A 13,590-nucleotide genomic window follows, 5' to 3' on the forward strand; every position below is an offset into this window, starting at 1 on the left:
CCCGGAATAAGAATAGCCACTGTATACATGCTTGAGACCCATAGACAGTAGGCTTCAGTTTAAAAAATTAAACCAAAACAAATATGATGAATTTTTACGGCAAAGCATTGCCTATATTCCGAAAATGCATGCGCATTTCTACAATTATTATTGGCATACAAGTGTGTTGTTCCACACTACTCATGGCCAAACACACCAAGGCTCAGGAAATGAGCTTCAAATTGGTCAAAGCAAGTGTGAAACAAGTCTTTAAAAAAATAGAGCAACAGGCAAATGTGACCTTTGTTTATGATGAACAGGTCCTGGGCCGCATGCCTAGTCTTACCCTTAACGTTAAAAACGAGCAGCTTTCGGAAGTCTTAAAAACACTTCGCGAAAAAACCGCACTGGAATTCAGAATGGTTGGCAATTACATTGGTGTCGCACAAAATGCGGCGGGTATGCCGAACCTTAGCCTGTCTTCCGAAGGGGACAGCAACCGGATCAAAATCAACGGTGTGGTGAGAGATGCAACGGGACAACCTTTGATCGGGGTAAGTATCTTGTTGAAAGGAACACAGGTGGGGGTAAGTACCAATACCAACGGACAATTTTCCATCGAGGCAAATGTTGGCGATGTATTGGTGGTTAGCTATCTCGGCTATATTACCAAACAAGTGACCATTAGCAGCCCTGGAGCTTTGAACATTCTTTTAGATGAAGATTCAAAACTGTTGAGTGAGGTGGTAGTTACCGCCTTAGGTATCAAAAAAGAAAGAAAAGCACTGGGATATTCTGTGACTGAGGTAAAGGGTGAAGCCCTGACTCAGGCCAGAGAAACAAACATCATCAATTCCCTTGTAGGTAAGGTTGCTGGTCTGAATGTGAATTCTATCGCCGGTGGGGTAGGAGCTTCGTCGAATGTGATCATCCGTGGGGTATCGAGTATTTCTCAAACCAACCAGCCACTATATGTCGTGAACGGGATTCCAATGGAAAATAAAGGAAATAGCCTTCCGGGAAATCAATACGACAATGCGCCGGATCTTGGAGACGCAATCGGAAACCTTAACCCTGATGATATCGAAACGATTTCTGTACTAAAAGGGGCTGCTGCTTCTGCATTGTACGGTTCACGTGGTAAAGCGGGGGTAATCTTAATTACCACCAAAAGTGGAAAAGGGAATGCGATTGAGTTCAATTCTAACTTCGTGATGGAAACTGCAATTGACCAGACAGACTGGCAATATGTATATGGAAGCGGAGCAAACGGTGTGAAACCCGATGATGAAAAAACGGCCTACGATTCTGGTCAGAACAACTTTGGAGCAAAATTAGATGGCAGTAGTGTCATTCAGTTTGATGGTGTTGCACGTCCTTATGCTGCACAAAGAAATAACTTTAAAAATTTCTTCAGGATAGGAACAACAGCCACAAATACGCTGGCTTTAAATAAAAGTTTTGATGGTGGTTCTATCCGTTTTTCTGCAAGTGACCTGAGCAATAAGGCCATCACTCCCGGATCCGGATTAAACAGACAGTCTTTTAACCTGAACGGAAATTACAATATCAGTAAAAACCTGACCATCGATGCCAGGGCAAATTACATCCTGGAGCAGGTTAAAAACAGACCATTTGTAAGTGACGGGGCTGGTAATTCAAGCTACAATGTGACTTTGCTGCCTACCAGTTTAGATGTCCTGACTTTAAAAAAGGCGGTTAAGGCCGATGGTTCTGAGTTTGGATATAGCTCCAATACTTTCGCTACAAATCCATGGTTTGCAGCAAACAAGTTTATCAATAATACAAAAAGAGAGCGCCTGATCTCTTCTATCAGCTTGCGCTACAGCTTTGACAATGGTGCTTTTATTCAGGGACGTGCCGGACGGGATGCTTATTCTGACCGTTATACTTCTGTCGTACCAACCGGAACAGCCTATCGCCCTGCGGGCTCTATGTCAGAAGCGACTACTCAATTCTCCGACATCAATACGGATGTACTCTTTGGAAAGAGTTTTAAAGCGAATGACTTTACCATCACTCCAAATATTGGGGGAAGTTTCAGAAAAACAAAATCAGAGACTTTCACCCTTGCCGGAAATGACTTTTCCATTCCTTTTAAATATGTGATTACCAATGCGAAAGTTCAGCTTAGCCCAATTTTCAGACCTAGTGAAAGCGAAGTAGCTTCAGTATATGGTACTTTAGACCTGAGCTATAAAACGTTCCTTTATGTGAGTGGCTCCCTTCGTAACGACTGGTTCTCTACACTGGCAACACCAGGTAAAAACAATGCACTGAATTCACTTTATCCTTCAGTAAACGGTTCATTTGTATTCTCAGAGTTGTTGCAAAAAGACTGGTTGAGCTTCGGTAAACTCCGTGCAGGTTTTGCTCAGGTAGGACAGGCAACAGACCCTTATCAAACTCAGTTGGGTTATGGTTTTAATAACGCTTCATTCAATAACAAACAGTTGGGGGTGATCTCTAATCCTTTTGTGCCAAGCGAAACTTTGGTGTCTTCTCTCGCTTCGGAGTTTGAGATTGGAACTGAAATCCGCATGCTGGACAGCCGTTTGAACATTGATTTCACCTGGTACAACAAAAAGTCTAAAAACGAAATCGTACAGGCTCCGGCTTCCATTGCTTCCGGTTACGGAGGGGCGATCCTGAACATTGGAGAACTGAGAAACAGGGGTGTGGAAGCCTTAATTTCCGGTATCCCTGTGAAAACGAAGGATTTTAGCTGGACCACTTCTGTGAATGGTTCCATCAATGAGAATAAAGTAATTGCCCTGGCTCCGGGCCAAAATTCAATGCCTGGTGCAACTTCCCGCACCGGAGATGCCTTTACGCAGCAGATTGTAGGTCAGCCATTCGGACAAATCATGGCCTTTGATTATGCATATGATGCCGCTGGAAATATTCAGGTTGGAAGCAATGGTATTCCATTGCGTGGTTTATTGAAGTCTTATGGAACGGCCTATGCCAAATATGTGGCAGGATGGAACAATGAGTTCTCTTATAAAGGGTTTAATTTCTCTTTCATGATTGATGGTAAGTTTGGCGGTAAGATCTTCTCTGCTACTGATTCCTATGCCTATACTTTAGGCTTGCATAAAGGCACCCTTGATGGAAAACGCGAAGAACTGGGAAAAGACGCGAAAACCTATTATACTACACTCGCCAGCAATGTATCCTCCCTTTTCGTACAAAGCTCAGACTTTATCAAGTTCCGTCAGATCATGCTTGGCTATACCATTCCCGGAAAAGTGTTTAACAATGTGATTAAAGGAGCTACGCTTAGTTTTGTTGGCCGTAACCTGTTTTATATCAGTAAAAAAACAGACAACATTGATCCTGAATCTGATTATAGCAATAATGCTAAAGGATTAGAATTAGGTGGTGTTCCGGCTAGCAGAACTTACGGATTAAACCTAAGTGTAAAGTTCTAAAAACAAGGTTAATAGTATAAACTTTCAATTCAATAAGACTTAAATGAAAAACATATATAAATACGGTACCATGTTGGTCATCTGTTTGGTGGTTGCAACGGGCTGCAGAAAACATTACGAAGAGATCAATACTGATCCTTCCAGCTATAATCCAACGAATTTTAATCCTAATTTTTTATTAACCGGCGCCCAGTTGGGCTATACCGGCAGTTCAGATCTGAGCTATGACACCTGGCGCGCGAACCTAATCTATTGCGGTACCATGATGCAGGGGATTTCATCGGTCATTAACTATTGGGCAGGAGATAAATACATCCTGAATTCTGGCTATACCGCAGCTTACTGGGGTTTCGCAGCAAGCAATATCAATAGCGGAATCGGAGCTTACCCTGAACAGGTAAGACTGGTTGTTGACCTGGTTGCTTTCACTAAGGACAAGCCACAGTATAAAAACCTGCATCAGATTTCCAGAATCATGAAAGCCTTGATTTTTCAGCGCATTACTGATTTATATGGTGACGTTCCCTATTCTCAGGCTGGATTGGGCTTCCTTGAAAAAATCTATTTCCCGGTTTATGATAAACAACAGGACATCTATATAGATATGCTTAAAGAGGTGACTGCAGCGTCTGACTTATTGGATGCGAAAGGCGATATTTCTACAGGAGATGCCATCTTTAATGGTGATATCGCGAAGTGGAAGCGCTTTGCAAATAGTTTAGTGTTGAGATTAGCCATGCGTCTGAGTAAGGTTGATCCCGCAACAGCACAAAGCTATGTGCAAAAGGTGATTGGTAAAACCATGCTCAGCAATGACGACAATGCCTTTATCCAGGGTGATAACAACGGTGGAAGAACTACGCTAAACAGGAACAGCCAGATTTTACAAGGTGGCGGTGGAAAAGAGAACTTTTACACCAGATGGTCCAGTACCTTCATCAATTTCCTTAAAACGAACAATGATCCCCGTTTAGGTGTCATTGCGGTAACTAACCTGTATGTGAATGATGAAAGCAAGACTCAGAATCCGGGTGCCAATGCAGACCCTGCAGTGCAGAAAGGAATGCCTAATGGTAAAGATCAAAGTCTGATTGCAGGCCAGGGAGTCAGACTGGATCCTTCATTTACCACATATACCGATTATTCTTCCCCAAGTCCTGCATTGATTAAAGGCAACGGGCCAACATTTATCCTGACCTATGCGGAAACAGAATTGTTATTGGCAGATGCAGCGCAACGTTTTGGCATCGCCGGAAGTGCATCCCAGCACTACAGGGCTGGTGTAATTGCGGCCATGACCTATCTTTCTCAATATGATGCCGCTGCAACGATCTCAGTAGCTGCAGCAACGGCTTATGCGGATGCACATCCCTATAACTCTGCAGATGGATTAAATATGATCAATACCCAACTTTGGGCGCATAACAATACAAAACTTGATTTTTATGAATCATGGGCCAACTGGAGAAGAACAGGTTTTCCAGTGTTAGTTCCGGTAGTTTACCCGGGTAACTCAACCAATGGGACTATTCCACGTCGTTTCCCTTACCCGGTAACGGAAGCAGGAACAAATACAGAAAATTATAATAAGGCTGTGGCCAGTGTTCCTGGCGGAGATTTATTGACCTCCAGAGTTTGGTGGGATAAAAACTAATATCAATACGCGCTCCATTTTAAATCCCTGCTTCGGCGGGGATTTTTTGTTTAAAAGGAAAACGGGAGTAAATCCTCCGACTTACCCCCGTTTAAATTAACGCTCTCAGGGACAAATGTAAAAATAAATTCAATGTCAAAACATACAATTTTAAATTATTGAATTAAGATTACAATTTGAGGACGAGGCAGATAGCTATAGATGAAAAGAAACATCGGGCTTAGCATGCGTTTGTCAATTACGAATGTGGGTTGGATTTCCGACGCTTACAAATAGCCGGTAAAAGGAAAACGGGAATAAGTCAGACGACTTACCCCCGTTTAAATTAACGCTCTCAAGGACAAATATAGAAAAAAAAATAAAGTTAGCGCACCATATTCAAAATTATTGAATTAAGATTACAATAGCTCGCTCCTGATGTCTCCAGTTGGGCCCTCTTGTCAAAAACGCTGAACACTTTGACAATTAAGCAAAATATTTTATAGGAAAATCGAGCTTCCTTTGTTTAGACCACAACCAAATAGACCTGAATATGAAAACTTTAAGACTTAGCCTTGTATGGGGCTTGTTACTTATTTTGCAGCTGTCGGCAGCCAATGCCCAGGAGCGCCCTGCATGGGCAAAAGAAACCAAAGAGCAGAAAGGAAAAAGAATGAAATGGTGGACAGATGCCCGGTTTGGGATGTTTATCCATTGGGGCCTGTATGCCGTCCCTGCCCGTCATGAATGGGTGAAGTACTATGAACGGATCGCTGATAAAGATTACGAAAAATATTTCAACCTGTTTGATCCGGATTTGTACAATCCTAAACAATGGGCCGCAAAGGCCAAAGAAGCGGGAATGAAATATTTTGTCATCACCACCAAACACCATGAAGGCTTTAGTCTGTGGGATACCAAATATTCTGACTATAAAGCGACTAAAACACCTGCGGCAAGAGACCTCATCAAGCCTATGGTTGAAGCTTTCAGGGCAGAAGGGATCAAAGTAGGCTTCTATTATTCGCTGATCGACTGGCACCATCCTGATTTTGAATTAGATGCGAGTCACCCCCCAACCCCTCAGGGCAAAGAAGCCCGCGAGGCAGCCAATAAAGGCAGGGATCAAAAGAAATACCAGGCGTATATGAAGAACCAGATCACTGAACTCTTAACACAGTTCGGACCGATCGATGTCTTATTTACCGATTTTTCTTATGAAGGAAAAGGACATAAGGAATGGGATTCAGAGAACCTGTTAAAGCTGATCCGGAAATTACAGCCCAACATCATTGTCAATGACCGTCTGGATCTGAACGATACCGACTGGGGCTGGGACATTAAAACCCCGGAACAATTCATGCCAAGGGAATGGGTAACCGTTAAAGGAGAAAAAGTACCTTGGGAAACTTGTCAGACTTTTTCCGGATCCTGGGGATACCACAGGGATGAAAACTCCTGGAAAAGCGTACCGCAGCTCATCGCAATGCTGATCGAAACGGTAAGTAAAGGAGGAAATCTCTTGCTCAATGTTGGCCCTACGGCCCGTGGAGAGTTCGATGAAAGGGCAAATCAAAGGCTGGAAGGTATTGGGGCATGGATGAAACAGCATAGCCGTTCTATTTACGGATGTACACAGGCGCCTGATACTTTTAAAGTTCCTCAAAACTGCTTCCTCACTTATAATGCAGAGAAGAAGAGGCTGTATATCCACCTGATGCAATGGCCCTTTAAGTCGCTGCACCTGGAAGGATTTAAAGGTAAATTTAAATATGCACAACTGCTGAATGACGGTTCAGAAATCAAATTTTATTCCCCAACGAGGGAAGGGAGCCATACCACCGAAACGGCTAAGGATGGGGATGTGATCCTCAATCTTCCCGTACAGAAACCAAATGTGGAAGTTCCGGTTATTGAATTGATTCTGGAATAAAACAAGATTGTGTGATATAGCCTTTTTTACCGTAGTAGAAAAGGCTATATTTGATTTGTGCCCAACAAATGATGAACCACACTAACCAAAAAAAACTGTTTCTTTTCTGTTGTTTTTTGATGCTTCAGCTGTTGACGGGCTGTGAAACAAATGCTCAGGGGGATCAACCATTAAGTGCTGGAAGTACCGAAAGCGTTGTTAAAGCCAGAATCACAGCCTTAAATAAAAGAGCGAAAAGCCTGAACAGGGATTCTACCAATCAAGCCATTGCCTCCGCTTATGAGGCCTACCTTTTAGCTTACGAAAACAAATACAAAGAGCTGGAAGCTGATGCCCTGGTCATCTTATCCGAAGGCTATCTGTACAATGATATTTATGATCTTGCCCTCGAATATTCATTTGATGCATTGGAGATCTATAAAGGCCTGGATAAACCGGCTAAAATGGGCGCTACTTATACCTTATTGGGATGGATTTATTACGATGTGGAAAATGCAGAGTTTTCCCTGAAGTACCATACCATGGCCTACGATTATTATAAAACACATCAGAATCCCGATGAGACGGGACTGTCACTAAATGCCATCGGCTTAATTTATCAGCTTAAAAATGAATTTGGAAAGGCCGAAGGCTTTTTCAAACAGGCATTGGTCATGGCCGAGAAACATAACAAAAGAGCCTTGATTAGTGCCGCTTACAATAACCTGGGCATTTCCAGCAACAACAATAAGAACTACAAACAGGCCATTATTTATTTTAATCTTGCCCTGCAATACTCCACGAAACAATTGCTTTCACTGGCAGAACTGAACAATCAGATGGCTTACTCCCTGATTAACCTTGGCAGAAACGAAGAGGCTTTGGTTGCTTTAAAAAAAGCAAGGGCATTTATTGACCAAAGCAGCTCTAACTCCAAAAAAGAAAATCTTTTAGACAATTATAAGGTCTTTTCCCTCTTGTATCAGCGAATGGGCGATTACCGGCAGGCTTTTGAGAACACCAATAGTTACAATGCCGTTAGAGAAGAGTTCCTGTCTAAAAACAAAGTAAACGCTTTACTGACACTGACCCTAAAGCGTGAGGCCCAGGAGAAGGAGCGACAGCTGGAAGCTTTATCAGTGAAAGAAAGTCTGAAATCCTTTCAGCGGAATGCCCTCGCTATCATTGTCGTATTGTTAATTGTGATTGGTATTCTTCTGTATGGTAAACTGAGAAGCAGGCAAAGGAAAAAGGCCGAACAGGCAGCCATAAAACAGCAGGAAATTGAGAAGGAACTGGAACATACCGTTCTGGATAAGAAGGCCCTGAATGAACGCCTGGATTTTAATCATATTGAACTGAAGAATTACGCTTTATATATTGCGCATAGGAATGACCTGATTGTGAAGTTCATTGAAGAACTTGGCGGTCTGGACAGAACCGAACCGGTAGAGATCCCGCATCAGTTGCATAAGCTGGTCAATAAGTTTAAGTACGACATCAACCTGGAGAAGTATGTGGAAGATTTTAACCTCAAGGTAGAAACCCAATACCAGGACTTTTTCTATAATCTGCAACAGAAATTTCCCCACCTCAGTCAGAATGAGCGAAGACTCTGCGCCCAGATCAGGTTGAGCCTTTCCATTAAAGAGATTGCGACGCTGAACAACATCTCCGTGAAGTCTGCGGAAATGGCAAGGTACCGCCTGCGCAAGCATTTTGGCTTGCAGCAGAACGATAACCTGAACGATTACTTAAAGTCGTTTTAAAGCGCTTTACAGCGGTGTTTGTCGCTCGTGTAGAGGTCTTGTAGGGGTAAGACAGCGCTACATGTAGGGGTACAGAATTCGTTTTTCGGATCATAGTCATATTAAGTTTGATTGAATCAATCAACTCAAACCAAATATTATGATTAAAGATTTACGATTGCCAATAAGCAATTTATGGAGCAATAAATTCGCTTGGCTCATGTTTGCTTTCTGTCTGTTCTCGGCGCTCGCCGGCAGCAGCGTGTTTGCTCAGACCGGCACCATAAAAGGTCAGGTCCTCGACGAAACGGATCAACCACTTCCCGGAGTCAATATTAAAGTCAAAGGAACAAAGACGGGAACAACTTCAGACCAGGAAGGTAAATTCCGGGTCAATGCTTCCGCAAAAGATGTGCTCATTTTCTCCGCTATAGGATACCTTACACAGGAAATTCAGGTGGTTGCCGGCCAGGATATCCTGCTGAAATTGCGGACAGACATGAAAGGACTCGACGAAGTCGTGGTGATTGGTTACGGAACCCAGCAGCGGAGTAACCTGACCAGTGCCGTAAGCTCAGTAAGTGGCACAAAGCTGGAACAGGTAGCGGCCAGCAACCCTATTAATGCGCTTCAGGGTAGGGTAGCCGGATTATCCATCAGCAGTCCCGGCGGAAATCCAGGACAATCTTCGGATGTCAGGTTACGGGGGATCGGCACCTTTGGTGCACATCAACCCCTGTATATTATCGATGGTACACCTGGCAATCCTTATTACCTCAGTAACGGCGACATTGCCTCTATCGAAGTCCTTAAAGATGGTGCTGCGGCATCGATCTACGGTTCCAACAGTGCGAACGGGGTGATCCTCATTACCACTAAAAAAGGAAAACAAGGCGCACCGGTGATCGATTTTTCTTCCTTCTACAGCATTGTAAGGCCAACAGAACAATTTAAGTTCCTGGATGCAGAAGGTTATAAAAAGCTGCATACCATGATGTACACCAATGCAGGTCCTTCTGCTCCGGCTTTACCGGCATACCTGTCTAAAAGCACGGGTACCAATACCAACTGGCAGGACTTAATTAACCGTAAAGGCATTTCACAGAATTACAATGTCAACCTGAAGGGTGGCGGAGAATACCTGACCTATTCTTTGAGCGGTGACCTGACCGACGACCGGGGAACCTTTATCGGCTCTGAGTTCAATAAGAAATCACTGCGGTCCAGAAATGAGTTTAAAAAGGGACGGTTAACAGTAGAAAGTAACATCATCTATTCAGAAACCAGATCTGAAGCTGCCAAATTTGATCAGAAAGACAGTTATTTCCAGTCGCCATTACTTCCGGTATTTGATGAGAAGGAAAAATATGGTTACGGATTAACGGAAAACGGATTGCCGAAATTTCAGAACCCTATTGCTGCGGATCATTTTCTGGATGCCAATTCTAAAACCAATTATCTGGGCGGAAATATCCGCTTCGGACTGGACATCATCAAAGGATTAAAATATACCGCCAACCTGAATTACATCAATGCCAGGACGGATGAGTATGCTTTCAATCCACCGTATCGCGCCAATGCCAATGATCCGTTGGTTTCTTATACCAGAGTATTCAACAGAAACTCCCTTTATAAGGAACGTTTAATGGAGCACTTGCTGAATTACGACCTGAATATCGGTAAACACAGCCTGAAACTTCTTGCAGGATATACCGCACAGGAAAAAACAAACCGCTTTATCAGCGTAACCGCAGATGGAAAAACCATTGTAAGAACCGTTGTAAACGGAAAAATTGTGGAAACTGAAGTACCGGGAGGATTTACCAATCCGGATTTCAATACCATTTCTGCGGGGCTTGGCGGGACTTTCAATGCCTCAGGAACGAACAACAAATATGTCCGCCTTTCTACATTGGCAAGGTTAAACTATGCTTATGACAACAAATACCTTTTACAGGTCTCTGTCAGAAGAGACGGTTCTTCTGTATTTGGAGAAAACAGGAGATATGGGGTATTCCCTTCGGTTTCCCTGGGTTGGAATATCCACAAAGAATCCTTCCTGAACGAAGTTAAATGGCTGAATAACTTAAAACTTCGTGCGAGTTACGGAGAACTTGGAAATGAGGGTGCTTTAGGATATTATGACCATCAGGCACTCATGACCACCCGTAACAACTGGTCCGGAGGTTCGGTGCAGGGTTCTGGAGCTACTCCATGGCCGGGTTCTGCCGCTTATACGCTCCAAAACCTGGACTTGCAATGGGAAACGATTAAGTCCAAAAACATCGGTCTTGATTTTGGACTGTTTGACAACAAACTATCGGGTGCCATCAACTATTTTAACAACATCACTGATGGCTTGCTGATCACCAAAGAAGTTCCGCCTTCGGCAGGTGTCGACAATCCGATTCTGAACGTAGGTAAGATTGCCAACAAAGGACTGGAACTAGAAACCAATTATCACTTCGATTATAATGACTGGAATTTTGACATTGGTGGTGCCATCAGTTTATTGAAAAATGAAGTCCTGACACTGGCCAATAAAGACCAGATTTTATATGGTACAGGCTTACGGTTTGGAACAGACCATATTCCAACTCAAACCATGGTAGGAAAAGAGATCGGTGCTTTTTATTTATACGAGGCTGATGGTATTTTCCAATCCGATGCAGCAGCTGCAGGATACAAAAACGGTGCTGGCAATGTCTTGCAACCAAATGCGAAAGCAGGGGACATCAGGTTCAGAGATACCAATGGTGATGGTACAATCGATGAAAAAGACAAAACTTACCAGGGCTCAGGTTTTGCGAAATACGAATATAGCCTGAACCTTGCAGCCAACTATAAGAACTTCGACCTTTCCTTGTTCTGGCAGGGGGTAGCAGGAAATAAGATCTATAACGGAAACCGTTTTGAGCTGGAAGGAATGGAAGCCGGAAGAAACTTCCTGGCCAGCACCCTCAATGCCTGGACTCCGCAAAACACCGGAACAGCTATGCCAAGGGCCGTTCTCGGAGATCCCAATCAAAATGCACGTGAATCTACGCGTTTCCTGGAAAGCGGATCTTACCTGCGCTTAAAATTGGTTCAACTGGGGTATAGCCTTCCTAAATCTGTACTGGAACACCTGAAAATTTCTAAACTCAGGATTTATGTCAGCGGACAAAACCTGGTCACTTTTAGTAAATACAGCGGACTGGATCCGGAGGTAGGGAATTTTAATGTCCTGAACAACGGTGTAGACCGTTTGATGTATCCTCAGAACAAAAGATGGCTCATGGGACTACAGTTGACATTTTAATCACCATAAAAAAACGAAGAATGAAAACGAATAAACTATATATAGGCTTGTTCCTGCTAATGGCAGTAATGGGTTGCAAGAAATCTGAGCTGGAACAAAGTGTACCGGATCAGCTTACAGTAGATAACTTTTGGATCAATAAAGATCGGGCATTGTCCGGATTGTCTGCGGCTTATTCTCAGCTGGAAGGCTTTGTAAGCTGGGATAACTATGTAGAAGCACGCTCGGTAAGAGAGTTTTACAGGGAAGATTACGTAGTTCCGGGCGCCGATGCTTTCAATTATCCATGGTGGACGGAACATTATAATTTTGAATTTACCTCCGGCAACTATGCCGTTGACCTGCTGTGGAGAGAGAATTACAGAGGGATCAATTTTGCCAATCAGGTGCTGGAAAATGTAAGTAAGATGGCTGCAACCGCTATCGATGATGCCAGCAGAAAGCAGATTCTTGCGGAAGCAAAATTCCTGAGGGCCTATTATCATTTTAAGCTATTGACCAATTATAGTAAGATCATCATCAGGGATAAAGTCCCTACTTCAGAGGCTGATCTTTCCAAAGGCTTTGCGGAAAGAGCGGAAGTTTATGGCTTTATCCTTAAAGACCTTCAGGAAGCGGAACCAGATCTGCCATTGAGGTCTGCACGTCCGGCAACGGAATTGGGCCGTGTAACGAAAGGTGCAGCGCAGGCTTACCTTGGAAAAGTAAACTTATACCGGGTAAGTGACGACCAGGCAAATGCCGCAGCTTATTATACAGAAGCGGCAAAATGGCTGGATAAAGTGATCCTGTCTAACGAGTACCAGCTGGATAATAATTTCCTGGGCATGTTTAACGGTACCACAAAAAACAGTACAGAATCCATCTTTGAGTTGCAGCAAACTTCAGATGCCAGCAGCGGAGCGGTATACAGATCTTATTTAAGTGATTGGGTGGCGGCATCAGAACTGGGAGGCTATGGAGAGATTTATGGTACCCAGGCACTGTTGACCGAAATGTTAAAAGAAGGTAAGGTTGCCAATGGTAATTATGATGCCAGGGTGTACCAGACCATGTATTTTAACGATGCCTATTTTAACGATGTAGCGACCCCAAGGGTATATGGAAGTACTTATAACGAAATTTTCGGTGTCAATGCTAAAACCATTGCTTTCCGGAAATGGATCCCTGCAGGACCTGATCGTATCGGTTTTTCTAATGCGATCAATGTCCCATTAATGCGCTATGCGGATGTTTTATTGATGTATGCTGAAGTGCTGAATGAACAACAGAAATCTGGTGATGCGGTAACCTGGATCAATAAGGTTCGGGGCAGGGCAGGCTTACCGGATGTTAGCCTGAGCGGTAAAGCACCTGTATTTGAACAGATCATCCATGAGCGTGTAATGGAGTTTACACTGGAAGGAAGTCGTTTTTACGACCTGAGGAGATGGGGCCTGCTTGCACAAAAGATGCAGGCTGCAGGCAGGAAATTCAGTGCGGATAAAGCTTTTTATCCTACGCCACTGAAAGAAACGACCAATAACCCATCCACACCATAATAGAACCACGAGCGCTCTGAT

At 43.5% G+C, this 13,590-nt stretch carries 6 protein-coding genes; all 6 read left to right on the forward strand.

Annotated elements, in window-relative coordinates:
- Positions 1-83: 83 nt before the first annotated feature.
- The 6 genes from BLQ87_RS31350 to BLQ87_RS31375 all read left to right on the forward strand — a co-directional run bounded on the left by BLQ87_RS31350 (position 84) and on the right by BLQ87_RS31375 (position 13,569).
- Positions 84-3,434 (forward strand): SusC/RagA family TonB-linked outer membrane protein, encoded by a 3,351-nt coding sequence (locus BLQ87_RS31350; protein ID WP_083362159.1) that lies wholly within the window; start codon positions 84-86, stop codon positions 3,432-3,434.
- Between the two features lie 43 nt (positions 3,435-3,477).
- Complete coding sequence (locus BLQ87_RS31355) at positions 3,478-5,088, forward strand: SusD/RagB family nutrient-binding outer membrane lipoprotein (RefSeq protein ID WP_074612855.1); 1,611 nt, start codon at positions 3,478-3,480, stop codon at positions 5,086-5,088.
- A gap of 532 nt (positions 5,089-5,620) precedes the next feature.
- Complete coding sequence (locus BLQ87_RS31360; protein ID WP_074612856.1) at positions 5,621-7,000, forward strand: alpha-L-fucosidase; 1,380 nt, start codon at positions 5,621-5,623, stop codon at positions 6,998-7,000.
- Positions 7,001-7,068: 68 nt separating this feature from the next.
- Entirely contained in the window at positions 7,069-8,748 is a 1,680-nt protein-coding gene (locus BLQ87_RS31365; RefSeq protein WP_143010613.1) for a tetratricopeptide repeat protein, read from the forward strand.
- Positions 8,749-8,887: 139 nt separating this feature from the next.
- A complete protein-coding gene (locus BLQ87_RS31370; RefSeq protein ID WP_074612858.1) occupies positions 8,888-12,028 on the forward strand; it encodes a SusC/RagA family TonB-linked outer membrane protein in 3,141 nt (1,046 codons plus the stop codon).
- 20 nt (positions 12,029-12,048) lie between these two features.
- On the forward strand, positions 12,049-13,569 hold the full coding sequence (locus BLQ87_RS31375) for a RagB/SusD family nutrient uptake outer membrane protein (RefSeq protein WP_074612916.1): 1,521 nt from the start codon (positions 12,049-12,051) through the stop codon (positions 13,567-13,569).
- Positions 13,570-13,590 lie beyond the last annotated feature (21 nt).

Origin of the sequence: Pedobacter steynii, from assembly GCF_900103665.1 — a bacterium.
GTDB classification, from domain to species: Bacteria; Bacteroidota; Bacteroidia; order Sphingobacteriales; family Sphingobacteriaceae; genus Pedobacter; species Pedobacter steynii.